At 71.7% G+C, this 22,820-nt stretch carries 22 protein-coding genes and 2 tRNA genes; 15 read left to right on the top strand and 9 right to left on the bottom strand.

Features of this window, described 5'->3' with window-relative positions:
- Positions 1–75 precede the first annotated feature (75 nt).
- On the top strand, positions 76–291 hold the full coding sequence (locus ACGFZK_RS12385; RefSeq protein ID WP_393848795.1) for a hypothetical protein: 216 nt from the start codon (positions 76–78) through the stop codon (positions 289–291).
- 149 nt (positions 292–440) lie between these two features.
- A complete protein-coding gene (locus ACGFZK_RS12380) occupies positions 441–1,532 on the top strand; it encodes a PDZ domain-containing protein (protein ID WP_393848794.1) in 1,092 nt (363 codons plus the stop codon).
- Positions 1,533–1,558: 26 nt separating this feature from the next.
- Here the strand turns inward: ACGFZK_RS12380 and ACGFZK_RS12375 are convergent, their stop codons facing one another.
- On the bottom strand, positions 1,559–2,128 hold the full coding sequence (locus ACGFZK_RS12375; protein ID WP_393848793.1) for a PPA1309 family protein: 570 nt from the start codon (positions 2,126–2,128) through the stop codon (positions 1,559–1,561).
- A 130-nt stretch (positions 2,129–2,258) separates the two neighbouring features.
- On the opposite strand from ACGFZK_RS12375, the gene ACGFZK_RS12370 reads away from it, so the two are divergent.
- The 3 genes from ACGFZK_RS12370 (at position 2,259) to ACGFZK_RS12360 (ending at position 7,313) form a co-directional block, all read left to right on the top strand.
- Entirely contained in the window at positions 2,259–5,141 is a 2,883-nt protein-coding gene (locus ACGFZK_RS12370) for a UPF0182 family protein (RefSeq protein WP_393848941.1), read from the top strand.
- A 49-nt stretch (positions 5,142–5,190) separates the two neighbouring features.
- Positions 5,191–5,264: transfer RNA gene (locus ACGFZK_RS12365), tRNA-Met, on the top strand.
- Between the two features lie 192 nt (positions 5,265–5,456).
- On the top strand, positions 5,457–7,313 hold the full coding sequence (locus ACGFZK_RS12360) for a tetratricopeptide repeat protein (protein WP_393848792.1): 1,857 nt from the start codon (positions 5,457–5,459) through the stop codon (positions 7,311–7,313).
- Between the two features lie 17 nt (positions 7,314–7,330).
- Here ACGFZK_RS12360 and ACGFZK_RS12355 read toward each other — a convergent pair whose 3' ends face one another.
- Positions 7,331–8,407, bottom strand: a complete 1,077-nt coding sequence (locus tag ACGFZK_RS12355; RefSeq protein WP_393848791.1) for an FAD-dependent oxidoreductase — start codon at positions 8,405–8,407, stop codon at positions 7,331–7,333.
- A 105-nt stretch (positions 8,408–8,512) separates the two neighbouring features.
- Here ACGFZK_RS12355 and ACGFZK_RS12350 point away from each other — a divergent pair, with 105 nt between their 5' ends.
- Together ACGFZK_RS12350 and ACGFZK_RS12345 are read left to right on the top strand one after the other, a co-directional pair.
- Positions 8,513–9,109 carry a TetR/AcrR family transcriptional regulator gene (locus ACGFZK_RS12350; protein WP_393848790.1) on the top strand — a complete coding sequence of 199 codons (597 nt, stop codon included), beginning with the start codon at positions 8,513–8,515 and terminating at the stop codon, positions 9,107–9,109.
- Between the two features lie 47 nt (positions 9,110–9,156).
- Positions 9,157–9,230: transfer RNA gene (locus tag ACGFZK_RS12345), tRNA-Met, on the top strand.
- A 131-nt stretch (positions 9,231–9,361) separates the two neighbouring features.
- On the opposite strand, the gene ACGFZK_RS12340 is transcribed toward ACGFZK_RS12345, so the two are convergent.
- Positions 9,362–9,778 (bottom strand): Fur family transcriptional regulator, encoded by a 417-nt coding sequence (locus ACGFZK_RS12340; protein ID WP_393848789.1) that lies wholly within the window; start codon positions 9,776–9,778, stop codon positions 9,362–9,364.
- 130 nt (positions 9,779–9,908) lie between these two features.
- Here ACGFZK_RS12340 and ACGFZK_RS12335 point away from each other — a divergent pair, with 130 nt between their 5' ends.
- Positions 9,909–11,378, top strand: coding sequence for a catalase (locus ACGFZK_RS12335; RefSeq protein WP_393848788.1), 1,470 nt, complete (start codon positions 9,909–9,911; stop codon positions 11,376–11,378).
- A 69-nt stretch (positions 11,379–11,447) separates the two neighbouring features.
- Here the strand turns inward: ACGFZK_RS12335 and ACGFZK_RS12330 are convergent, their stop codons facing one another.
- The gene (locus ACGFZK_RS12330; RefSeq protein WP_393848787.1) at positions 11,448–11,840 is read right to left on the bottom strand and encodes a cyclic nucleotide-binding/CBS domain-containing protein; all 393 of its coding nucleotides are present in this window, start codon (positions 11,838–11,840) and stop codon (positions 11,448–11,450) included.
- A 192-nt stretch (positions 11,841–12,032) separates the two neighbouring features.
- Positions 12,033–12,836, bottom strand: coding sequence for a histidinol-phosphatase (hisN, locus tag ACGFZK_RS12325; RefSeq protein WP_393848786.1), 804 nt, complete (start codon positions 12,834–12,836; stop codon positions 12,033–12,035).
- A gap of 125 nt (positions 12,837–12,961) precedes the next feature.
- Here hisN and ACGFZK_RS12320 point away from each other — a divergent pair, with 125 nt between their 5' ends.
- On the top strand, positions 12,962–13,504 hold the full coding sequence (locus ACGFZK_RS12320) for a TetR/AcrR family transcriptional regulator (protein WP_393848785.1): 543 nt from the start codon (positions 12,962–12,964) through the stop codon (positions 13,502–13,504).
- Here the strand turns inward: ACGFZK_RS12320 and ACGFZK_RS12315 are convergent.
- From ACGFZK_RS12315 to ACGFZK_RS12300, 4 genes are all read right to left on the bottom strand, one after another.
- A complete protein-coding gene (locus tag ACGFZK_RS12315; protein ID WP_073911826.1) occupies positions 13,470–13,793 on the bottom strand; it encodes a multidrug efflux SMR transporter in 324 nt (107 codons plus the stop codon). The genes ACGFZK_RS12320 and ACGFZK_RS12315 overlap by 35 nt on opposite strands.
- A 102-nt stretch (positions 13,794–13,895) precedes the next feature.
- Complete coding sequence (gene rsgA, locus ACGFZK_RS12310) at positions 13,896–14,906, bottom strand: ribosome small subunit-dependent GTPase A (RefSeq protein WP_393848784.1); 1,011 nt, start codon at positions 14,904–14,906, stop codon at positions 13,896–13,898.
- Positions 14,907–14,914: 8 nt separating this feature from the next.
- A complete protein-coding gene (aroA, locus tag ACGFZK_RS12305) occupies positions 14,915–16,297 on the bottom strand; it encodes a 3-phosphoshikimate 1-carboxyvinyltransferase (protein ID WP_393848783.1) in 1,383 nt (460 codons plus the stop codon).
- Positions 16,298–16,385: 88 nt separating this feature from the next.
- On the bottom strand, positions 16,386–17,099 hold the full coding sequence (locus ACGFZK_RS12300) for a M50 family metallopeptidase (RefSeq protein WP_393848782.1): 714 nt from the start codon (positions 17,097–17,099) through the stop codon (positions 16,386–16,388).
- A 53-nt stretch (positions 17,100–17,152) separates the two neighbouring features.
- Here ACGFZK_RS12300 and ACGFZK_RS12295 point away from each other — a divergent pair, with 53 nt between their 5' ends.
- The 6 genes from ACGFZK_RS12295 to ACGFZK_RS12270 all read left to right on the top strand — a co-directional run bounded on the left by ACGFZK_RS12295 (position 17,153) and on the right by ACGFZK_RS12270 (position 22,798).
- On the top strand, positions 17,153–17,971 hold the full coding sequence (locus ACGFZK_RS12295) for an SOS response-associated peptidase (RefSeq protein WP_393848781.1): 819 nt from the start codon (positions 17,153–17,155) through the stop codon (positions 17,969–17,971).
- A gap of 26 nt (positions 17,972–17,997) precedes the next feature.
- Entirely contained in the window at positions 17,998–18,654 is a 657-nt protein-coding gene (locus ACGFZK_RS12290; protein WP_393848780.1) for an alpha/beta family hydrolase, read from the top strand.
- Positions 18,655–18,941: 287 nt separating this feature from the next.
- Positions 18,942–19,586, top strand: coding sequence for a sigma-70 family RNA polymerase sigma factor (locus tag ACGFZK_RS12285; protein WP_030385954.1), 645 nt, complete (start codon positions 18,942–18,944; stop codon positions 19,584–19,586).
- The gene (gene rsrA / locus ACGFZK_RS12280) at positions 19,583–19,888 is read left to right on the top strand and encodes a mycothiol system anti-sigma-R factor (protein ID WP_030012982.1); all 306 of its coding nucleotides are present in this window, start codon (positions 19,583–19,585) and stop codon (positions 19,886–19,888) included. Before ACGFZK_RS12285 ends, rsrA begins: the two co-directional genes overlap by 4 nt.
- 199 nt (positions 19,889–20,087) lie before the next feature.
- Positions 20,088–21,539: an HD-GYP domain-containing protein gene (locus ACGFZK_RS12275; RefSeq protein WP_393848779.1), complete on the top strand. Its 1,452-nt coding sequence runs from the start codon at positions 20,088–20,090 to the stop codon at positions 21,537–21,539.
- Positions 21,539–22,798, top strand: a complete 1,260-nt coding sequence (locus ACGFZK_RS12270) for an HD-GYP domain-containing protein (protein ID WP_393848778.1) — start codon at positions 21,539–21,541, stop codon at positions 22,796–22,798. The genes ACGFZK_RS12275 and ACGFZK_RS12270 overlap by 1 nt, the downstream gene beginning before the upstream one ends.
- Positions 22,799–22,820: the final 22 nt, after the last annotated feature.

The raw sequence follows: 22,820 nt of genomic DNA, 5'->3' as shown, positions 1-22,820 counted from the left end.
ATTTGCGTAACCCCCCCACGGGCACGAGCGTTGAAGCCACCAACGAAACGTACTTCGGGGTAGGGAGGCACGCCCATGGCGTCTTTGGCGTGGTTGCTGATTCCGCTGTCCGCCGCGATCGGAGCGGCGATATGGGGCAGCTGGGCGGCACGCGACCGCACACAGGGTGACATATCCGAGCTCGCGGGTTATGCGCGCTTCCGTGAAGCCATGGCCAATGCCGATCAGGCCGGGGTGAAGGCGGACGCACATGCCTCCCGCTCCGCCCATTCCGCCTCCGACGCCGTCTGACGCTCCGCGGCCGTCCCGCTCCGGTCCGCCGCGGATTCCGCCGCCGCCTCCCCGCCGACCGTGAGATTCCGCTGAGAGTTTCGCGTCGGGACCCCGTACGGACCGGCCCCGAGGGCCGCCCTCCAAGGCCGTCCCGTACTGTCGGATCCATGCCACGCCGCACCGCGACGATGCTCGCCTCCACCCTGGTGCTGTTCGCGCTGCTCTGCGCAGGGTTGTTCATCAAGGTCCCGTACTCCGAGATGAGCCCCGGCCCGACCGTGAACACGCTCGGGAACTCGCACGGCGAGCCCGTCCTCAACATCTCGGGGCGCAAGACGTACCCGACCAGCGGTCACCTCAACATGACGACCGTCCGCGTCACCGGCGCGGACTACGACATGAGCCTGGTGGAGGCGGTGTACGGGTGGCTGGCAGGCGACAACATCGTCGTCCCGCACGAGAACCTCTACCCGGACGGCAAGACCGAGGAGCAGTCGACCCAGGAGAACGCCGAGGAGTTCAGCCAGTCGCAGCAGAGCGCCAAGGTGGCGGCCCTGAAGCAGCTCGGCATCCCGGTCACCGCCCGGGTGATCGTCTCCACCGTGGTCAAGGACAGCCCCGCCGAGGGCCGGCTGCACGCCGGTGACGTGATCAAGGCCGTGGACGGCACCGCCGTCACCGCCCCCGGGGACGTGGCCAAGCTGGTCACCAAGCACAAGCCGGACGAGCCGGTGGAGTTCACCATCGTGCCCGCCAAGGAGGCGGCCGAGGCGGCGAAGGCGAACCACGAGGCCACCGGCTCCTCGAAGGTGACGATCACCGCGGGCAAGGCGGAGGACGACGGGCACGCCATCGTCGGCATCCGCGCCGGCACCGACCACACCTTCCCGTTCACGATCGACATCAAGCTCGCCGACGTCGGCGGCCCCAGCGCCGGTCTGATGTTCGCCCTCGGCATCGTCGACAAGCTCACCCCGGAGGACCTGACCGGCGGGAAGTTCGTCGCGGGCACCGGCACCATCACCGACGAGGGCAAGGTCGGCCCCATCGGCGGCATTCAGATGAAGACCATCGGCGCCCGCCAGGCCGGCGCCGAGTACTTCCTGACGCCCGCCGAGAACTGCTCCTCCGCCGCCTCCCACGTGCCCGACGGGCTGACCCTGGTCAAGGTCGCCACCATCGACGACGCCACGAAGGCGCTGGAGAAGATCAGCAAGGGGGACACGGCAGGGCTGCCGCAGTGCAGCACCAAGCCCTGACCGCTCCGCCCCCCTGAGGACAGGACCTACGAGAAGGTCGCCGCCAGGGCCTCCGCCAGGCCGGGCACCAGGCCCGAGCCGGTGAGGACCTCCGTCGAGGAGTCCTTCTCGCGCAGCCGTACGGCCGACTCGCGCGAGCCGTCGCGCAGCACCGCCACGGTGAGGCGGACCTCCTGCCGCTCCGGGTGACCGGCGACCCACTTCGACAGCTGCTTGTCGTTCAGGCCCTCCGGCACGGAGGCCTCCGCGGACGGCGGCAGCATCAGCCGCTCCACCGTCAGCGCGCAGCCGACGACGGCGTCGGGCCAGGCGATCGTGCCCAGGAACTTGTCGAGCGGGGTCCCCTTCGGGACCTCGTCCTGCTCGATCGGGGTGAGGGAGGACTTGCCGGCGTCGTCCTGGTCGAGACCGAGCTGGCCCGCCAGCCGCGGCTCCTGCTTCTTGAGCCGGGCGGTGTCGACGAGCGCGAAGAGCCGCGCGGGCTTGTCCCAGCCGAGACCGGCCGCGTACTCGTCGATCTCGAGGCAGGCGCGGGTCAGCGGACTGGCCGCCATGGGGGTGCCGGGGGAAGGCGAAAGGTTGGACATGGGCAACATCCTGCCTCCTTTCCACCGGATACCGGGAACTGACCAAAGCCTCAGTAAGTTGCATGAGTGGGCTCTACGATCGGGGGCCCGTTCATTACCAGACTCAGCGACTTTCGAGGTGCGCACCTTGGCTTTCCAGATGCCGGACCGCGGCGGAGGCCCTTCCGGGCCACGGATGAGAGTCGGACGCCCCTCCCGGCGGGCCCGAACTCTCCTGATGACCTTGGGCGTGCTGGCCGTCCTGGCCATGCTCTTCATCATGTTCGCGGGCTTCTGGACTGACTGGCTCTGGTTCCGCTCCGTGAAGTACTCCACCGTCTTCACCACCACGCTGTGGACCAAGATCGGCCTCTTCGCCGTGTTCGGTCTGCTGATGGCCGGTGCCGTCGGTTTCAACATCTGGCTGGCCCACCGGCTGCGGCCGCCGCTCAGCGCGATGTCGATGGAGCAGCAGAGCCTCGACCGCTACCGGATGAGCATCGCCCCGTACAAGAGGTGGCTGCTCCTGGGCATCGCCGTGCTCGTCGGCCTCATCGCCGGCGCCTCGGCGGCCGGTCAGTGGAAGACCTGGCTCATGTACGTGAACGGGGTGACCTTCGGTACGAAGGACCCGCAGTTCCACATGGACGTGTCCTTCTACACCTTCGACCTGCCCTGGTACCGCTTCCTGCTCGGCTTCGGCTTCGCCGCGGTCGTGCTCTCGGTGATCGCCGCGGCCGTCGTGCACTACCTCTACGGCGGACTGCGCGTGACCAGCCCGGGCGCCCGGGCCACCGCGGCGGCGACCGGGCACCTGTCGGTGCTGCTGGGACTCTTCGTCACGCTCAAGGCGGTCGCCTACTGGCTCGACCGGTACGGCCTCGCCGTGAAGTCCAGCGACTTCAAGGCGGCCGACAACTGGACGGGCCTGCGCTACGTCGACGCGAACGCCTACCTCCCGGCGAAGACGATCCTCGTCGCCATCGCCGCGATCTGCGCCGTGCTGTTCTTCGCGACGCTGTGGCGCCGCACCTGGCAGCTGCCGGTCATCGGCTTCGGCCTGATGGTGCTCTCGGCGATCCTGATCGGCGGGCTCTACCCGGCGATCGTGCAGAAGTTCCAGGTCCAGCCGAACGAGCAGGCCAAGGAATCCCCGTACGTCCAGAAGAACATCAAGGCCACGCGCGACGCCTACGGCATCGCCGGCTCCGAGGTCACGGACTATCCGGGCTCCCCGCAGACGGAGGACCGGGGCAAGCTGCGGCCGCAGGCCGACACCACGGCCAGCATCCGCATCCTCGACCCGAACATCGTCTCGCCGGCCTTCCAGCAGCTCCAGCAGGTCAAGGGCTACTACGCCTTCCCGTCCACGCTCGCCGTGGACCGGTACAGCGGCCAGGACACGGTCATCGGGCTGCGCGAGCTGAACATCGGCGGCATCCCGAAGAACAACTGGATCAACGACCACTTCAAGTACACCCACGGCTACGGCGTGGTCGCGGCCAAGGGCACCACCGTCGGTGACCAGGGCGCCCCCGACTTCACCCAGTCCGACCTCCCCTCCAAGGGCATGTTCGGCACGGACTTCGAGCAGCGCATCTACTACGGCGAGCAGACGAAGCAGTACTCGATCGTCGGCGGGCCGCAGAAGGAGCTCGACTACTCGGACGACAAGGGCGAGAAGGAGACGAGTTACAAGGGCGGCTCCGGCGTCAACCTCGACAACCCGGTCAACCGGGCGGCGTACGCGCTCACCTTCAACGAGCCGCAGATCCTGTACTCGGGCGCAATCGGCGACGGTTCGCGGATCCTCTACAACCGCACGCCCAAGCAGCGCGTCGAGGCCGTCGCACCGTGGCTGACCATCGACGGCGCGCCCTACCCGGCCGTGATCCAGGGCCGGATCAAGTGGATCGTCGACGCGTACACCACCACCAACGGCTACCCGTACGCCTCGCGCACCACGCTGGGCCAGAGCACCGCGGACTCGCTGACCAACAGCCAGCGCGCGGTGGTGGCCCAGGAGAACCAGGTCAACTACATCCGCAACTCGGTGAAGGCCACCGTCGACGCGTACGACGGCTCGGTCGACCTGTACCAGTGGGACACCGAGGACCCGGTCCTGAAGACCTGGATGAAGGCGTTCCCCGGCACGGTGAAGCCCAAGGCGGACATCGGCAAGCCGCTCATGGACCACCTGCGCTACCCGCAGGACCTCTTCAAGGTCCAGCGCGAGCTGCTGACCCGGTACCACGTCACGGACCCGCAGACCTTCCTCAGCGGCAGTGAGGCGTGGGCGGTCCCGGACGACCCGACGACCAAGGCCGGTACGGCGGTTCCGCCGTACTACCTGTCGATGAAGATGCCGGGCCAGAAGGAGAAGGACCAGGTCTTCTCGCTCACCACGACGTTCACGCCGAACGAGCGTCCCAACCTGAGCGCCTTCATGGCGGTCAACGCCGATCCGGGCACCCCGGACTACGGCAAGATCCGCATTCTGAAGATGCCGACGAGCAAGCCGCCGGACGGCCCCGGTCAGGTGCAGAGCAAGTTCCAGTCCGAACCGAAGATCGCCGAGTCGATCCGCCTGCTGCGCGGTGGTGACTCGGAGATCGAGTACGGCAACCTGCTCGCGGTGCCCCTCGACGGCGGCATGCTCTACGTGGAGCCGGTCTACGTCCGCAGCTCCGGCCTGAAGTACCCGCTGCTGCGCAAGGTGCTCGTGACCTACGGCGGCCAGACCGCCTTCGAGGACACGCTGGAGAAGGCGCTGAACGTGGTCTTCGGGGCCGAGGCCCCGACCACGCCGGTGCCCCCGGTCCAGCCGCCGGGCGACGGCAGCGTCACGCCACCGACCATCCAGGACCCCACGGTCAAGGCGGCCCTCGGCGACGCGCAGAAGGCCGTCGAGGACGCGGAGAAGGCCCGGCAGGCCGGCGACTGGGCGGCCTTCGGCAAGGCGCAGGAAGAGATCAAGGCGGCGCTGAAGCGGGCGATCGACGCGGAAGCGAAGGTGGCGACGCCCAGTCCGGCGAGCCCGTGATCAATGGGTAATGGCTCCACCCCGCGTCGTGATACTGTGGTTTCACCGACGCGGGGTGGAGCAGCTCGGTAGCTCGCTGGGCTCATAACCCAGAGGTCGCAGGTTCAAATCCTGTCCCCGCTACTGAAGATGAAGGCCCGGATCCCATGGATCCGGGCCTTCGTCATGCCCGGGGCGGACACGCGGTAGCCGGGGAGGGTGAGTTGTCGGTGGAGCGTGTTTGACTTACCCCACTGTGGGCATGTCGACAAAACGCTGTAGTGACCTCACTGGCTGCGACATACCAGGTGTACGCGGGTAGCAGGTGATGCGACGATGGGATTTATGGGGGACAGGTCAACTCTGCTGGAGACAGGGCGGTTTGTGAGGGCGGAGTCCGGAACGGGCACAGAGGCCGAGGGGGCGGCTCCGGTCGTCGACGCGCAGACCGCACTGACCGATGCGGATTTCGCGGAGGAGATGTTCGCCGAGACCGACGCGGCGAGTGACGCCGAGCTGGAAGCCCGGCACCGGGTGGCCGCCGACAAGGGCGACCCGGGCGCCATGAGCGTGCTCGGTGCGCTGCTGCTGCGCCGCGGCGACCTCGACGGCGCCGAGCCCTACCTGCGGGGTGCCACCGGCGAAGGGGACCGCGCCGCCGCGAACAACCTCGGCGTGCTGCTGCACCAGCGGGGCTACCCCGAAGAGGCCGCCGACTGGTGGCGGGTCGCCGCCGTCGCCGGATCCGCCCCCGCCGCGCACGCCCTCGGCCGCTACTTCCGCGAACGCGGGGACGAGCCCGCCGCCGAGTACTGGATGCGGCAGGCGGCCGAGTCCGGCCACGCGCTGGGCGCGTACGGGCTGGCCGACCTGCTGGAGCACCGCGGGGACAACGGTGTCGAGCGCTGGTTCCGCGCCGCCGCCGAACAGGGGCACCGCGAAGCCGCGTACCGGCTGGCGAGGCACCTGCGCAAGGGCGACCCCGCCGAGGCCGAGCAGTGGTACCGGCAGGCCGCCGCGCGCGGGCACCGGCGCGCCGCGCTGCACCTGGGCGCCCTGCTGGAGGCGCGCGGCGAGCTCAAGGAGGCCGGGCGCTGGTACCTGACCTCCGCCAAGCAGGGGGAGGCGCGGGCCGCGTGTGCGCTCGGCTTCCTGCTGCGCGACGCGGGCGACGAGGAGAGCGCGGCCGTGTGGTGGCACCGGGCGGCGCAGGACGGCGACGGCAACGCCGCCAACGCGCTGGGCGCGCTGCACGCCGCACGCGGCGAGACCCAGACCGCGGAGCGCTGGTACCGGACCGCCATGGACGCGGGCGATCAAAACGGGGCGTACAACCTTGCTCTGCTGTGCGTCGCACAGGACCGGACCGCGCAGGCCGAGCAGTGGTACCGGCGGGCGGCCTACGCCGGGCACCGCGAGGCGGCCAACGCGCTGGCCATCATGCTGCTCCAGGTCGGGGACGCGGCGGGCGCGGAGCCGTGGTTCTCGAAGGCGGCGGAGGCGGGAAGCGTGGACGCCGCCTTCAACCTCGGGATCCTGTTCGCCAGCCGCGACGAGGACCGGACGGCGCTGAAGTGGTACGAGCGGGCCGCGTCGGCCGGTCACACCGACGCGGCGCTGCAGGTCGGCATCGCGCTGGTGCGGGACGGGGAGGACCGGGCGGCCGAGCGGCACCTGCGCTGCGCGGCCGGCGGCGGCAGCGCGGAGGCGGCGTTCCGCCTGGCCGCGCTGCTGGAGTCGCTGGCCCCGCCGCCGGAGCCGGTGGCCCTGGGCGAGCCGGTGGGCGGCGCCCCCCGCACCGAGAGCGAGGAGTGGTACGAGCGGGCCGCCGAGCTGGGGCACCGCCGGGCCCAGGTGCGCGTCGGCATGCTGGCCGCCGCCCGCGGTGACCTGGCGGTCGCCGCGCGCTGGTACCGGGAGGCGGCCGAGGCGGGCTCCCGCAACGGGGCGTTCAACCTCGGGCTGCTGCTGGCCCGGGAGGGGAACGAGCCGGAGGCCGCCCTGTGGTGGACCCGCGCGGCGGTGGCGGGCCACGGCCGCGCCGCCCTGCGCCTCGGCCTGCTGGCGGCCCGGCACGGAGACCTCGCGGAGGGCCAGAAGTGGTGCGTCCGCGCCATGGAACTGGGCCCGGCCGAGGTCTCGCAACGCGCGGCCCGGCTCCGCGAGGCGCTGGCCGAGGAACTCTCGGCCTAGGCCGTCCCTTCCGGCTCTCAGCGGTAGAGCCAGGAGGTGGAGCGGGCGTAGACGTGGCGGAAGGCCAGCGGCATCAGCAGGTCGTTGACGCGGCGCTGGACCGTGCCCGGCGTCTTCGAGTCGCGGTTCGTCGCCGCGGCCCGGGTCATACGGGCGACGCGGGGGCGGCGCAGGCGGGTGTACTCGGCCAGGGCGTGGCCCACGCCCGGTACCGAGGACACGCAGCTCGCCAGGGCCACCGCGTCCTCGATCGCCATCGACGCGCCCTGCCCGGCCCCCACCGGGTGGGCCGCGTCGCCGATCAGCACGGTCCGTCCGTCGTGCCACACGGGAACGTCCGGCAGCCGGTGCATCGGCATCGGGCGGTCGACGCGGGTCGCCGCCCGGATCAGGGACAGCGGCAGTTCCTCCTTGCCGTACAGCTCCGCCAGCAGGCCCCGGGTGACCTCCGCCGGGTCCGGGGGCTCCGGCGCCGGCACCTGGGCCGACCACCAGACCGTGCCGTCGGCCGCCGGGACGCACAGGAACGCCCCGCGGCGCCCGAAGACGAAGTGGTAGGTGCCGGGGGTGAGGTGAACGCCCTCGGAAACTCCCGACACGCTGTAGAGGCCCGCGTACCGGACCCGGGGCGCCGCCGGGTCCAGCGCGGAGCGGGTGGCCGACCAGATGCCGTCGGCCGCCACCACCAGGTCCGCGTCCAGGTCCGCCGGGTCCACCCGCTGCCCCGTCTCGATCCGGGCCCCCGCCCGGACCGCCTCGGCGCGCAGGACCTCCACCAGCCGCCCGCGCAGCAGCGTGGTGCTGTGCAGGCTGTCCGAGGCGCGCCGACCGCGGGGCACCTCCCCGAGGAGCTTGCCCGAGGACGACCACATCCGCTGCAGGGCGACCGGGAACCCGGCGGCCTGGACCTCGGCGAGGCAGCCCAGCGAGTCCAGCCCGCGCAGCCCGTTGACGGCGAGGCTGAGGAACGAGCCCACCTGCCCGGCCGGGTCCTCGTACGCCTCGTGGACCGTGACCTCCGCGCCGGTCGCGCGGCGCAGGGCGATCGCGCTCGCCGCTCCGGCGACTCCGCCCCCGATGACTGAGACACGCATGTCAGACCCTTCGCTGAATTTGCATTCACTGAACTTTGATTCGGTGAAACTCGGTTCAGTATGATGAGAGCGACAAGACGGCGTCAAGTGGGAACGGGGATCGCGGTGGGAGTGCGCAAGGAGCGGGCGGCCGGCACGGAGGCGGCGCTCAAGGAGGCGGCGCGGGCGCTCTTCCTGGAGCGCGGCTACGCGCAGACGAAGATCACCGACATCACCAAGGCCGCCGGCCGGTCCACCGGGTCGTTCTACGAGCACTTCGCGGGCAAGGACGAACTGCTGGACGCGCTGCTCGCGGACATGGGGGCCCAGGTGGACGTGGAGGTCGGCGCCCACGATCACCCCCGCGAACACGACCTCGCCGACCGTGCGCAGCTGCGTACCCATGTAGCGGCCACGTGGCGGATCTTCCGGGATCATCTGCCCGTCGTGGTCGCCCTCTTCCAGAAGTCCATGGCCGAGCCGCCCGGCGCGGGGCAGGCCTGGGAGCGGCTCACGGGGGACACCGCGCCGCTGCGCGAGCACCTCGCGTACATGCGCGAACAGGGCCGTGAGCTCCCCGGGGACCCCGAGCTGGTCGCCGCGGCGATGGGGGCGATGATCTCGATGCTGGGGTACGCCGCCATGACCGGCGGGGCCGGACTCGACGACGACGAGGTGGTGGAGACACTGACTGCCCTCCTGCACCGGGGGCTGGCCGGTTAACCGATTTGCATCTGCCGGGGGCCTTCACGTAACGTTGGGTTTACCGACGCGGGGTGGAGCAGCTCGGTAGCTCGCTGGGCTCATAACCCAGAGGTCGCAGGTTCAAATCCTGTCCCCGCTACTGAAGACTCAGGGCCCGGATCCTATGGATCCGGGCCCTGAGTCGTTTCCGCCTGCCAAGAGCGCGAACAGAAGTCGAACGCGGAAGGGCCCGGCCCCCCCTGGGGGTCCGGGCCCTTCGCGTGGGTGCGCTCAGGCGCCCGCGCAGTTCGGGCAGACGCCGCGGTAGGTCACCTCGACCGCCGACACGGTGAAGCCGAAGCGCTCCGTGTCGGGCAGGTCGGCCAGCGGGTTGCCCGCCGGGTGCACGTCGCGGATGGCGCCGCACTGGGCGCAGACCAGGTGCTGGTGGGGCCGGTGGGCGTTCGGGTCGTACCGCTTGGCGCGGCGGTCCGTGGAGACCTCCAGCACCTCGCCGAGGGTGACGAGCTCGCCCAGGGTGTTGTAGACGGTCGCGCGGGAGATCTCGGGCAGTTTGGCCACCGCGCGCGCGTGCACCTCGTCCGCCGTCAGGTGTACGTGGTCACCGTCGAGCACCTCGGCCACGACGCGCCGCTGCGCCGTCATGCGCCAGCCGCGTCCGCGAAGTCGATCCAGCAGGTCACTCATAGACATCAGCCTAACAGTGAGGTGATTCGGTGTAACTCCCGAATCAGTGCGGAATTGGATGCTTACTTGACTTAGACAAAGTCCATCGTAGGATCGGTTACGGCAAACGCCAAGGACAGGACATGCAGGAATGACGCAGGAGGCGCACGTGACGCAGGGACCGCTCACCACGGAAGCCGGGGCTCCGGTCGCCGACAACCAGAACAGCGAGACCGCCGGCGTCGGTGGCCCCGTTCTGGTCCAGGACCAGCTGCTGCTGGAGAAGCTCGCGCACTTCAACCGCGAGCGCATCCCGGAGCGCGTGGTCCACGCCCGTGGCGCCGGTGCGTACGGCACCTTCACGCTGACCCGCGACGTCTCGCAGTGGACCCGGGCCACGTTCCTGTCCGAGGTCGGCAAGGAGACCGAGACCTTCCTGCGCTTCTCCACCGTCGCGGGCAACCTCGGCAGCGCCGACGCGGTGCGCGACCCCCGCGGCTGGGCGCTGAAGTTCTACACCGAAGAGGGCAACTACGACCTCGTCGGCAACAACACGCCGGTGTTCTTCATCAAGGACGCCATCAAGTTCCCCGACTTCATCCACACCCAGAAGCGCGACCCGTACACGGGCTCGCAGGAGGCGGACAACGTCTGGGACTTCTGGGGCCTGTCGCCCGAGTCCACCCACCAGGTGACCTGGCTGTTCGGTGACCGCGGCATCCCGGCGTCCTACCGCCACATGAACGGCTACGGCTCGCACACGTTCCAGTGGAACAACGAGGCCGGCGAGGTCTTCTGGGTCAAGTACCACTTCAAGACCGACCAGGGCATCAAGAACCTCACCCAGGCCGAGGCCAACCAGCTCGCCGGTGAGGACCCCGACTCGCACCAGCGCGACCTGCGCGAGTCCATCGAGCGCGGCGACTTCCCGAGCTGGACCGTGCAGGTCCAGATCATGCCCGCGGCCGAGGCGGCCGATTACCGCTTCAACCCGTTCGACCTCACCAAGGTGTGGCCGCACGAGGACTACCCGCCGATCGAGATCGGCAAGCTGGAGCTCAACCGCAACCCGGAGAACGTCTTCGCCGAGGTCGAGCAGAGCATCTTCAGCCCGGCGCACTTCGTCCCCGGCATCGGTCCGTCCCCCGACAAGATGCTCCAGGGCCGTCTCTTCGGCTACGGCGACGCCCACCGCTACCGCGTCGGCATCAACGCCGACCACCTGCCGGTGAACCGCCCGCATGCCACCGAGGCACGCACCAACTCCCGCGACGGCCACCTGTACGACGGCCGCCACAAGGGTGCGAAGAACTACGAGCCGAACAGCTTCGGCGGCCCGCACCAGACGGACCGCCCGCTGTGGCAGCCGGTCCCGCTCACCGGCGGCACGGGCAACCACCCGGCTGCCGTCCACCGCGAGGACAACGACTTCGTCCAGGCGGGCAACCTCTACCGCCTGTACTCGGAGGACGAGAAGTCCCGTCTGGTCGAGAACCTCTCCGGTTTCATCGCCAAGGTCTCCCGTGACGACATCGTCGAGCGTGCGATCAACAACTTCCGCCAGGCGGACGGTGACTTCGGCAAGCGGCTCGAAGCCGCGGTCCAGGCCCTCCGCGGCTGATCCGGATCGCCTGCCGTAGCAGGACGCCGGGCCGCAGCCCTCTTCGGAGGACTGCGGCCCGGCGTCGTTTCACGCGGAGACCGTGCGCCGCGCCGGTACCCAGCAGCGGATGACGTCGCGCACGGACACGATGCCGACCGGTCCGCCGTGCTCCAGCACGATCAGGTGCCGGAAGCCGCCGTGGGCCATGGCCTCGGCGGCCTCCTGCACGGTGGCGTCCGGGGTGCAGAACACGACGTTGTTGGTGGTGTGCGCGCCCACGGACTCCCGGTCCGGATCGTGGCCCGCGCCGATCGAGTTGAGGATGTCGCGCTCGGTCAGGATGCCGATTCCGCTGTGGTCGGGGTCGAGGACGACGGCCGCGCCGACGCGCCGGCCGGACATCAGGCAGGCCGCCTGCCGGAGGGTGTGAGCGGGTCCGAGGGTGAGGATCACGGTGCTCATTGCGTCACGGACGAGCATGAAGAGAGCCACCTCCTGGGTGATTCCCCCCGCTTGGGTGGGTGCGCCGGTGAAGTCGCCTCCAGTGAAACGCTTCACAAGCGCACAAGCGTGGGGAGTATCAGATTCCCATGGCCGAGGAGGCCCGACAAGAAGGCGCGCAACGGAGCGCGGGCAGCGCGCTGCGGGGCCGGGCGCGCGGACGCAGCAGGTTCAGGCGCTCGGACGCAGCAGGTTCAGCATCTCGTCGTGGAGCAGTCCGTTCGAGGCCGCGGCGTTCCCGCCGTGCACCCCGTCCACCCCGTCGAGGCTGGTGAAGCGGCCGCCCGCCTCCTGGACCACCACCGCGATGGCCGCCATGTCCCACAGGTTGAGCTCCGGCTCCGCGCACAGGTCCAGCGAGCCCTCCGCGACCATCATGTACGGCCAGAAGTCCCCGTAGCCGCGGGTACGCCAGCACGCGCGGGTCAGGTCCAGGAACCCGGCGAGCCGGCCCTGCTCCTCCCAGCCGGTCAGCGAGGAGTACGCGAACGAGGCGTCGCCCAGCCCGCCCACCTTGGAGACGCCGATGGCGGTGGCCGCGCCGAGCGCGCCGCCCGCGTACGCGCCCCCGCCCTGCGACGCCCACCAGCGGCGGCCCAGCGCCGGCGCGGAGACCACGCCGACCACCGGGCGGAACTCGCCGTCGGCGTCCTCGGCCATCAGGGAGATCAGGGTCGCCCAGACCGGGACCCCGCGCACGTAGTTCTTCGTGCCGTCGATCGGGTCCACCACCCAGCGGCGCGGACCGCTGCCCTCGAGCCCGTACTCCTCGCCCAGGATCGCGTCGCCGGGCCGGGCGGCCGCGATGCCGGCCCGGACGACCTCCTCGGCCGCCTTGTCCGCCTCGCTCACCGGGGTCATGTCCGGCTTCGTCTCGACCTGCAGGTCGAGGGCGCGGAACCGCTCCATCGTGGCGGCGTCCGCCGCGTCGGCGAGATCGAGGGCAAGGCGCAGGTCATCGTCATACTCGGGCATGCCAGAACAGTATCGAGACTCCCGGACGCCGACCAATGCGGTCCACAGTGCGGCCGGGACGCGCCCTTGACAGGATCTGGCGACCCGTCAACTCTGGCCGGAGAGAGCCGAACGGGGAGGCGCGGATGCCGGCAGCCCGGGAGTCCTTGCTGGAGGCGGCAGGAGCGGCGCTCTCGGCGCGCCCCTGGACGGACGTGCGCATGGTCGACGTGGCCGCCGCGGCCGGGGTGTCCCGGCAGACCCTCTACAACGAGTTCGGCGGCAAGGCGGGCCTGGGCCGAGCCCTGGTCCGCCGCGAGGCCGACCGCTACCTCGACGGGGTGGACCGGGCCCTGTCCGCCCCGGCCCAGGCCGCCGAGCGGCTCGCCGCCGTCGCGGAGTGGACCGTACGGGCGGCCCGCGCCCAGCCCCTCGTACGGGCCCTGCTCACCGGCGCCTGGGACGCGGGCCTGCCCGCGGCGGGCCGCCGGGCTCCCGGGCCCGGCGAACTGGCCCGGGACGTCCGGGACCGGGCGGCCGCCGCGCTGACGCCGGGGGAGGGGCCGCAGCGCTGCGAACTCGCCGTGCGCCTCGCCCTCTCGTACGTCATCGCGCCGGGGGAGGAGCCGGGGCCGGACGAGCTGCGCAGGCTGCTCAGTGTGCCGATCCGGACAGCTGGAGCCCGATGACGCCCAGGATGACCAGCGAGATCGAGACGAGTTTGAGGGTGGAGACCAGGTCGCCGAGGAAGACCATGCCGTAGATCGCCGTCCCGGCCGCGCCGATGCCCGTCCACACCGCGTACGCCGGCCCCACGTCCAGCTTCTTGAGGGCCAGCGTCAGCAGACCGAAGCTGCCGAGCGCGAAGCACGCGAAGGCGATGGTCGGCCACAGCCGGGTGAATCCGTGGGAGAGCTTGAGGCAGACCGCGAAACCGGTCTCCAGGAATCCCGCGACCACGACCAGCAGCCACGCCATGTCGAATGCCTCCCCGCGTCACGTGACATTGCGTCACTTGCTGCGATTATGCATTTATCCAGACAGGGCCTCCGACAAACGCGGCCGAACCCCGCCGGACGGTCAGTCGCCCTCGCGGCGTTCGCGCGTCTCCAGCAGCCGCCGCAGCGAATACAGCCGCGCCGGGTCCGCGTGACCGTCCTCCACCCACTTGTCGAGCGCGCAGTCCGGCTCGTCGTGGCTGCACGCGCGCGGGCACTCCTCGGTCCCCGGCACCAGGTCCGGGAAGGCCAGGATCACCCGGGACGGATCCACGTGGTGCAGGCCGAAGGAGCGCACGCCCGGGGTGTCGATGACCCAGCCGTCGCCGCTCGGCAGCGGCAGCGCCAGCGCCGAGGTGGTGGTGTGCCGGCCGCGGCCGGTGACCGCGTTGACGCGCCCGGTGGCGCGCTGGCGGCCCTCGGCGACCAGCGAGTTCACCAGGGTGGTCTTGCCCACGCCCGAGTGGCCGACGAAGGCGGTGATCCGGCCGTCGAGGCGCTCGCGCACCCGGTCGGCCGCGTCCCCCGTGGCGAGCTCCTCACGGTTGGTCACCACGTAGTTCACACCGAGGGTCGAGTAGATCTCCAGGATCTTGTCCGCCGAGGTCAGGTCGGACTTGGTGAGCACCAGCAGCGGCTCGAGCCCCGCGTCGTACGCCGCCACCAGACAGCGGTCGATCATCCGGGGCCGCGGCTCCGGGTCCGCCAGGGCCGTGACGATGGCCAGCTGGTCGGCGTTGGCGACGACCACCCGCTCGTACGGGTCGTCGTCGTCGGCGGTGCGCCGCAGGACGGACTTGCGCTCCTCGATCCGCACGATCCGGGCCAGGGTGTCCTTCTTGCCGGTCAGGTCACCGACGATCCAGACCCGGTCGCCGACCACCGCCGCCTTGCGCCCCAGTTCCCGGGACTTCATGGCGTGGACCGTGCGGTCCTCGACCAGGCAGGTCAGCCGGCCGCGGTCCACGGTGAGGACGAAGCCCTCGGAGGCGTCCTCGTGCTTGGGCCGGATGCTGGTCCGCGGCCGGTTGCCCTTGGGGTTGGGGCGCTGGCGGATGTCGTCCTCGTCGGTGTGCTTGCCGTACCTGCGCATGACGGGCCCTACGCTCCCGCACCTGCCGCGCGGGCCCTGGAAACCCCGGCCCCACCGGCGTCCCCGGCGAGCATGTCCGTCCACATCTGCGGGAAGTCCGGCAGGGTCTTCGCGGTGGTCGCCACGTTCTCGATCAGTACGTCCTTCACCGCCAGGCCGATCACCGCGCCCGCGGTGGCCATCCGGTGGTCGTCGTACGTGTGGAAGGTGCCGCCGTGCAGCGGGCGCGGCCGGATGTGCAGGCCGTCGGCCGTCTCGGTGACGTCGCCGCCCAGCGCGTTGATCTCGCGGGTGAGCGCGGCCAGCCGGTCCGTCTCGTGCAGCCGCAGGTGCGCGACCCCGCGCAGCACCGATTCGGAGTCGGCCAGGGCCGCCACCGCCGCGATGCCCGGGGTGAGCTCGCCGACCTCGCTCAGGTCCACGTCGATGCCGTGGATCTTGCCGGTGCCGGTGAAGACCAGGCCCGCGTCGGTCAGCTCGCAGGAGCCGCCCATCTCGGTGAAGATCCGGCGCAGCGCGTCACCGGGCTGCGTGGTGCGGCGCGGCCAGTCCGGGACGGTGACCGTGCCGCCGGTGATCAGGGCCGCGGCCAGGAAGGGCTGCGCGTTCGAGAGATCGGGCTCCACGGTCATGTCGCGGCCCAGCAGCGCGCCGGGAGTGACCCGCCACACGTCCTTCTCGCCGCCGGCCTCGGGGGTGTCGACCTGGGCGCCCGCCGCGCGCAGCATCTCCACGGTCATCCGGATGTGCGGCATCGACGGCAGGTTGCCGCCCACGTGCCGGACCTCGACGCCCTGGTTGAAGCGCGGGGCGGAGAGCAGCAGCGCGGAGACGAACTGCGAGGAGTTGCTGGCGTCGATCTCGACCGTGCCGCCCTCCAGGGCCCCGCCGCCCAGGACGGTCATGGGCAGCGCGCCCCGGCCGTCGTCGTCGATCCGGGCACCGAGGGTGCGCAGGGCGCTGATGACCTGGCCGAGCGGGCGCTCGTAGGAGCGCGGGTCGCCGTCGAAGCGGATCTCGCCGTCGGCGAGGGTGGCGACGGGCGGCAGGAAGCGCATGACCGTGCCCGCGTTGCCGACGTCCACGGTCGTCGGGCCGTGCAGGGCCGCGGGGATGACCCGCCAGGCCTCGCCGCCCGCGCCGTCACCGGCGGAGCTGGACGAGACGGTCTCCTCGATGCCGACGCCCATCGCGCGCAGCGCGTCGGACATCAGCTGGGAGTCGCGCGAACGCAGAGGGCGGCGCACCCAGCCGGGCTCGGCGGCGAGCGCGGCGAGCACCAGGGCCCGGTTGGTGACCGATTTGGACCCCGGCACCGTGACGGTGGCGTGGACGGTCCCATCGGCGAGCGGAGCGGGCCAGAGGGCAGGGAGCGCGGGGGTCTCGGTCATGGCCCCCACTTTAGTGGCTCCGCCCGGCCCCAGATCTTGATCGGGGTGCCGTCTCAGGGAGCGGTCACGGGCCGGGCAGCCGGAGCGCTCACAGGTCGAGCAGCCAGCGGGCGCCGCCGATCAGCGAGCAGAGCGCGACGACGTGGAAGAAGAGCAGCCACACCACCGGGTGCAGGTGGGTGAGCCGGCCGAGCTGGTCGGCGTCGGAATCCGGTGCCGCGCCGCCCCGGCGCTTGGCCCCCAGCTCGAAGACCGGCCGGACCCCGCCGAGCACCAGGAACCACACCACCAGGTACGCGAAGCCGGCCTGCACCTCGGCGGGGGTCAGCCAGGACACCAGCAGGAAGGCTCCGCCGGTCAGGACGACCGTCAGCGCCCCGTACGCGTTCCGGATCATCACCAGCATCGCCAGCAGCAGGGCGGTGGCAAGCCACAGCAGCAGCGTGATCCGGTGCGCGGACAGCAGCGCCGCGCCGCCCAGCCCGAGCAGCGAGGGCGCCGTGTACCCGCCGGCGGCGGTCAGGATCATCCCGAGCCCGGTCGGCTTGCCCCGGCTGACGGTGACCCCGCTGGTGTCGGAGTGCAGCCGTATCCCGCTCAGCCGCCGCCCGGTCAGCAGCGCCAGCAGGCCGTGCCCGCCCTCGTGCGCGATGGTGATCGCGTTGCGCGACAGCCGCCACAGCGGGCGGGGCCCCACCGCGGCCAGTGCGACCAGACCCGTGGCGATCACCAGCCACCGGTCGGGCGCGGCCTGTATGCCCGTGAGCCGGTCCCACAGACCGGCCGTCGTGCTGCTGTCCATAAGGTGGCGGACTCCTTGCGGTGGTGTACGGGTGGCATGGCAGTGTGACAGCCATGTGCGGACGGTATGCAGCCAGTCGTGGGGCCGAGGACCTTGTGGAGGCGTTCGGCATCGAGAAATGGGAGCCGGAGGAGGTCCTGGCCCCCGATTTCAACGTGGCGCCGACCAAGGAGGTCCACGTCGTCCTCGACCGTCCCCTCAAAGACGCCTCGCACTCCCGTCCGGTTCGCCAGCTGCGCGTCCTGAAATGGGGGCTGGTCCCCTCCTGGGCCCAGAACCCCGACGGCGCCGCCCGGATGATCAACGCCCGGTCGGAGACCCTGCACGAGAAGCCCTCCTTCCGCCGGCCCTTCGCGCAGCGCCGCTGCATCATCCCCGCCGACGGCTACTACGAGTGGGTCACCGCCCACGACGAGCGGCAGCTGGAGGTGGAGGGGAAGAAGAAGCGGGCCCGCAAACAGCCCTACTTCGTGCTCCCCTCCGACGGCTCCGTCTTCGCCATGGCCGGGATCTACGAGTTCTGGCGCGACCGGACCCTGCCCGACCAGCACCCGCTCGCCTGGTGGGCCACCTGCTCGGTGATCACCGCGGAGGCCGAGACCGGCCCCCTGGGCGTCGCCCCCGCCGAGGGCCCGCGCTCGCTCTCCGAGATCCACCCGCGGATGCCGCTGATGCTGAGCCCGGACCGCTGGGACGCCTGGCTGGACCCCGCGAACACCGACACCGAGGGCTCCCTGCGGGAGCTGCTGGCGCCCCCGCCCGGCGGACTGATGCGGGCCTACCCCGTGTCCACGGCCGTGAGCAGCGTGCGCAACAACGGACCGGAGCTGCTGACGGAGCTCGCCGCGCCGGAGGAGGCCACCCTCTTCTGACCGGGCCGGACGGCAGGATGGGACGCATGACCACGCGTACCGAGAGCGTCGACACCCCGGCGGGCGAGGCCCGCATCACCTGGCACGAGGCCGTGACGGCGCAGCCGAGGCTCGTGCTCGCCGTGAGCCACGGCGCCGGCGGCGGCATCGAGGCCCGGGACCTGCGGGCCCTGGCCGCCGCCCTGCCCGCACGCGGGATCGCGGTGGCCCTGGTCGAGCAGCCCTGGCGGGTCGCCGGGAAGAAGGTCGCCGCCGCGCCCGGGGTGCTGGACGAGGGGTGGCGGGGGCTGTGGCCGGCGCTCGCGGAGTCCGGCCTGCCGGTGGTCGCGGGCGGTCGCAGCGCCGGGGCCCGGGTGGCCTGCCGGACCGCCGCCGGGCTGGGCGCCGCCGGGGTGCTGGCGCTGGCGTTCCCGCTGCACCCGCCGGGCCGGCCGGAGAAGTCCCGCGCCGGGGAGCTCACCGGGGCCGGCCGCCCGACCCTCGTGGTCCAGGGCGGCCGGGATCCCTTCGGGCACCCCGGGGAGTTCCCGCCGCCGGGCGCGCAGGACCCGTACGAGCTCGTGGAGGTGGCGTACGCGGACCACGGCTTCGCGGTGCCGAAGAAGGCGGACACCACCCAGGAGGAGGCGCTCGTGACGATCACCGAAGCGGTGGCGGAGTGGCTCGCGCGGCTTCCCGTGTGAGCCCGGCCGGCGGTGACCCGGCGGAGCCGAAAACCCGCCGGTCGCCCGGGAATGCGCCGCCCGTCCCTTCTGTTGTCTCGGATGTCGGAACGTAGGGGAACTCGTCGGAGGAGAGGGAGCGCATGACCCAGGTCATCAGCCAGAACCGTCGGCAGGCCGCTGACTTGGAGTGGACCGTGCTGCCCGGGCCCAAGCGCAGCTCGCTTCGGGCGGCGGAGGGCCGGGAAGGTCGACTATTCTCCGATTCGAGCGGATCCGCTTTCGGAGCCGCCACGCTGTCGGAGGAGGTGGGTCCTGTCGCTGGGACCGACGAAGGCCACGCGGAGGAGACGACCCTGGAGCGCAATGCGCGCTTCGAACGGGACGCCCTCGGCTACCTCGACCAGATGTACTCGGCCGCGCTGCGCATGACGCGCAATCCGGCCGACGCCGAGGACCTGGTCCAGGAGACGTATGCGAAGGCATACGCGTCCTTCCACCAGTTCCGCGAGGGCACCAACCTGAAGGCGTGGCTCTACCGCATTCTGACCAACACCTTCATCAACTCCTACCGCAAGAAGCAGCGCGAACCCCAGCGCAGCGCCGCGGAGGAGATCGAGGACTGGCAGCTGGCGCGCGCCGAGTCGCACATGTCGACCGGACTGCGTTCCGCCGAGTCGCAGGCGCTCGACCACCTGCCCGATTCCGACGTGAAGGAAGCCCTGCAGGCCATTCCGGAGGAGTTCCGCATCGCGGTCTACCTTGCCGACGTAGAGGGCTTTGCGTACAAGGAGATCGCGGACATCATGGGTACACCCATCGGTACGGTCATGTCCCGACTGCACCGTGGCCGCCGTCAACTCCGCGGAATGCTGGAGGACTATGCCCGTGAGCGCGGGCTGGTTCCCGCGGGCGCGGGAGAGTCGAACGACCGGAAAGGCTCGGGCTCATGAGCTGCGGAGAGCCGCACGAGACAGAGTGCTCTGAGGTCCTGGACCACCTGTACGAGTTCCTCGACCAGGAGATGCCGGACAGTGACTGCACGAAGTTCGAGACGCACTTCGGCGAGTGCAATCCCTGCCTGGAGAAGTACGGCCTGGAACAGGCCGTGAAGAAGCTGGTGAAGCGTTGCTGCGGGTCGGACGACGTGCCGACCGACCTGCGGTCGAAGGTGATGGGCCGGATCGAGCTGATCAGGTCCGGTCAGGCCGTGCCCGACCACGACGTCACCGCCGACAACCCGGCTCCCGGCTGACCCGCGCCGGTCACCGTACGAAGACTGAACAGCCGCCCCCGGAAGAGCACTTCATTCACCCGAATGTGCTAATCCGGGGGCGTCCGCATGGCCCAATGCGGAAATGTGGCCCGCCTCGCTCCGGGCCCCACCTATTCTCCCCAATCGGTGCTGGTTCGATTCAGCACCCGATGTGCACGGCACAGGGGAGGAGAGCGCCATGCGGGCACTTCCGCCGGGGGCGCGCGGATACATCCTGTGCGCCGTTCTCGCAGCCGTCGCGTGCGTCACCCCGGCCTTCACGGATTCCGGTACGCCCTGGGCGGCCGTGGCCCTGCTCGCCGTGCTCTACCTCGGCTGCGAACTCGTCCGGACCTGCCCGCTGCTGGGCAGCCGGGTGCCCGAGGGCATCGGCTCCTTCTTCCCCGTCGTGCTCGCCGCCGTCTTCCTGCTGCCGCCCGCCGCCGCCGCGCTCGTCGCGGTGCCCGGCGGGTTCGCGGGCACCGTCGTCCAGCGGCCGGTACAGGTGCGCCGCGTGTGGCACGGCGCGCAGCAGGCGATCGCCGCCTGGGTCGCCGGGCAGGCGTACGGGCTGCTGCGCGGCCCGGCCGCCCTCGGTGGCGGGCCCGCCACCGGCTCCGGGCCTCCCCTGCCGCCGGCCGACTTCCCCTACGTACTGCTGCCCGCGGCCGTCGCGGCCCTCGCCTTCTGCCTGGTGCTCACCGCCCTCGACGGCGGCGTCCTGGCCGTCGCCGAACGACGGCCGGCCGCCACCGCCTGGCGGGGACTCGCGACGGGCTCCCTCGCCCCGCACTGCGTCCACGGGCTGGCCGGCCTGATGATGGCCGTCATGTGGCGCAGCCCCTACGGGCTCCCTGCCGCGCTGCTGGTCCTGCTGCCGATGTACATCTCCTGCTGGGTCTTCGCCCAGTACCACCGCGAGCGCGCCGCGCACCGCGCCACCATCCGCGCCCTCGTCCAGGCCGTCGACATCAAGGACCGCTACACGCGCGGCCACAGCGAACGGGTCGGCCAGGCCTCCGCGATGATCGCCCGCCAGCTGGGCATGACCGAGGAGCGGCTGGAGACGGTGCGCATCGCCGGGATCCTGCACGACGTCGGCAAGCTCGGGGTCCCCACCCGGCTGCTGCGCAAGGACGGACCGCTCACCCCCGAGGAGCGCCGGATCATCGAGCTGCACCCCGAGTACGGGCACGAGATGGTGCGCGGCATCGGCTCCCTGGGGGAGGCCCGGTCCGCGATCCTGCACCACCACGAGCGGGTCGACGGCTCCGGCTACCCGTACGGGCTGGCCGGCGAGGAGATCCCGGTCCTGGCCCGGGTGGTGGCGGTGGCCGACGCCTTCGACGCGATGACCTCGACCCGCTCGTACAGCCGGGCCCGGCCGGTGCCGGTCGCCCTGGCCGAGCTGGAACGGTGTGCGGGGGCGCAGTTCGACCCGTCGATGGTGCGGGCGCTCATCGAGGCGATCGGCCGGACCGGCTGGCACCCGGTGGTCACCTCGGACGAGGACCTCCAGGTGCTCCCGGCTGCTGCTTCCGCCGGGGTGGCGGGTGCCGGGCTGCCGGAGCGGCGCCCCGGCCCGGTCGCACCGGCGCAGCCGACCGGCCGGGAGGCCGAGGGCGCGGCCGCGCCCCGCGGGGCGGGCTGATGAGGGCCCCGGCCGTGTGGACCGTGCGCGGGGCCGCGGCCGTGCTCACCGCCGCCGGGCTCGCCCACACCCTGTGGAACGGCGTCGCTGAGCCCGGGGCCGCCCTGGCCTTCGGCACCCTGATCGCCGTCGGTGAGCTCGCCCGCCGGGACCGCCGGGGCCCCCTCGACCGCAGTCCCGCACCGCTCGGCTCCGCCGGAGCCCTCGGCTACGCCCTGCTCGGCGAGAGCGCCGGGCAGCCCACCCACCACGGGGTGCTCCAGACCGTCGCGGTCGTCGTCGCGGCCGCCCTCGCCGGGATCGTCCCGCACATCGCCCGCGGCCGCGGCCCGGCCCTCGACCACCTGTCCCGCCGGGTGCTCACCGCCGCCTTCGCCGCCGCCTGTTTCCAGCCGCTCTACAACTCGGGCCGGCTGGGGCACTGGCTGGGACAGGGCCCGTACCTCGTCCTCTTCCTGCTCTTCCTGCTGGGCCTCACCGCCCTGTGCGACGCCGTGCTCGCCGCCGCCCTGGCCTGGGCCCGGACCGGCTGGCCGTACGGTCCCCTGCTGCGCGACGAATTGCGCGCCCAGCTCGGCATCGGCCCGGCGATCTGCGCCACCGGGGTCGTGATGGCGCTCGGCGCGGCCGTCGCCGGCCTGTGGGCCATACCCGTCCTCAGCGTCCCCCTGCTGCTGACCCAGCTGTCCTTCCACCGGATCACCGCGATCCGCACCACCTACCGGCAGACCATCACCTCCCTCGCCCGCGCCACCGAGATCGCCGGCTGCACCCGGCCGGGCCACTCCCGCCGCGTGGCCGCCCTGAGCTGCGCCGTCGGCCGGGAGCTGGGCCTGTCGGAGCGGGAGCTCACGGTGCTGGAGTACGCCGCCCTCATGCACGACATCGGGCAGCTCTCCCTCGTCGACCCGGTACCGGACGGGGCCACGGCCGGGCTGCCGGACGGCGAGGCCCGCCGGATCGCCGAGCTGGGCGGGGAGGTGGCCCGGCAGACCGGGGTGCCCGCCGAGGTCGCCGTGGTGGTCGAGCGGCAGGCGGATCCGTACCGGGAGCAGCCCCTGCCGGCCCGGATCGTGCGTACGGTGAATGCGTACGACGATCTGGTCGGCGGAAGCCGTCACCCGGGTGGCTCACTGGCCGCCCTGGAGCGGCTCCGCCTGGGCACCGGGCACGATTACCAGCCGGAGGTCGTGGAGTGCCTGGCAAGGGTTCTGGCCAGGGGTGGACGTGGCAGAGTTGTTCCCGTCCCACCTGGGTAACCCATGGGTAATGAGCGGCCGT

This window comes from Streptomyces sp. NPDC048257, assembly GCF_043201855.1.
Lineage (GTDB): Bacteria > Actinomycetota > Actinomycetes > Streptomycetales > Streptomycetaceae > Streptomyces.
The sequence above is the reverse complement of the archived record's forward strand: the minus strand, read 5'-3'. Positions and strand labels throughout refer to the sequence as shown.

Coding starts and splice junctions, on each gene's coding strand:
- ACGFZK_RS12315 (WP_073911826.1), bottom strand. CDS start 13,793: ATGGCGTGGCTGCTGGTCGTGGTCGCGGGATTCCTGGAGACCGGTTTC.
- ACGFZK_RS12370 (WP_393848941.1), top strand. CDS start 2,259: ATGCCGGACCGCGGCGGAGGCCCTTCCGGGCCACGGATGAGAGTCGGA.
- ACGFZK_RS12290 (WP_393848780.1), top strand. CDS start 17,998: ATGACCACGCGTACCGAGAGCGTCGACACCCCGGCGGGCGAGGCCCGC.
- ACGFZK_RS12300 (WP_393848782.1), bottom strand. CDS start 17,099: ATGGACAGCAGCACGACGGCCGGTCTGTGGGACCGGCTCACGGGCATA.
- ACGFZK_RS12355 (WP_393848791.1), bottom strand. CDS start 8,407: ATGCGTGTCTCAGTCATCGGGGGCGGAGTCGCCGGAGCGGCGAGCGCG.
- rsgA (WP_393848784.1), bottom strand. CDS start 14,906: ATGCGCAGGTACGGCAAGCACACCGACGAGGACGACATCCGCCAGCGC.
- ACGFZK_RS12375 (WP_393848793.1), bottom strand. CDS start 2,128: ATGTTGCCCATGTCCAACCTTTCGCCTTCCCCCGGCACCCCCATGGCG.
- ACGFZK_RS12275 (WP_393848779.1), top strand. CDS start 20,088: ATGCGGGCACTTCCGCCGGGGGCGCGCGGATACATCCTGTGCGCCGTT.
- aroA (WP_393848783.1), bottom strand. CDS start 16,297: ATGACCGAGACCCCCGCGCTCCCTGCCCTCTGGCCCGCTCCGCTCGCC.
- ACGFZK_RS12295 (WP_393848781.1), top strand. CDS start 17,153: ATGTGCGGACGGTATGCAGCCAGTCGTGGGGCCGAGGACCTTGTGGAG.
- ACGFZK_RS12360 (WP_393848792.1), top strand. CDS start 5,457: ATGGGATTTATGGGGGACAGGTCAACTCTGCTGGAGACAGGGCGGTTT.
- hisN (WP_393848786.1), bottom strand. CDS start 12,836: ATGCCCGAGTATGACGATGACCTGCGCCTTGCCCTCGATCTCGCCGAC.
- ACGFZK_RS12385 (WP_393848795.1), top strand. CDS start 76: ATGGCGTCTTTGGCGTGGTTGCTGATTCCGCTGTCCGCCGCGATCGGA.
- rsrA (WP_030012982.1), top strand. CDS start 19,583: ATGAGCTGCGGAGAGCCGCACGAGACAGAGTGCTCTGAGGTCCTGGAC.
- ACGFZK_RS12320 (WP_393848785.1), top strand. CDS start 12,962: ATGCCGGCAGCCCGGGAGTCCTTGCTGGAGGCGGCAGGAGCGGCGCTC.
- ACGFZK_RS12330 (WP_393848787.1), bottom strand. CDS start 11,840: ATGCTCGTCCGTGACGCAATGAGCACCGTGATCCTCACCCTCGGACCC.
- ACGFZK_RS12270 (WP_393848778.1), top strand. CDS start 21,539: ATGAGGGCCCCGGCCGTGTGGACCGTGCGCGGGGCCGCGGCCGTGCTC.
- ACGFZK_RS12340 (WP_393848789.1), bottom strand. CDS start 9,778: ATGAGTGACCTGCTGGATCGACTTCGCGGACGCGGCTGGCGCATGACG.
- ACGFZK_RS12380 (WP_393848794.1), top strand. CDS start 441: ATGCCACGCCGCACCGCGACGATGCTCGCCTCCACCCTGGTGCTGTTC.
- ACGFZK_RS12335 (WP_393848788.1), top strand. CDS start 9,909: ATGACGCAGGAGGCGCACGTGACGCAGGGACCGCTCACCACGGAAGCC.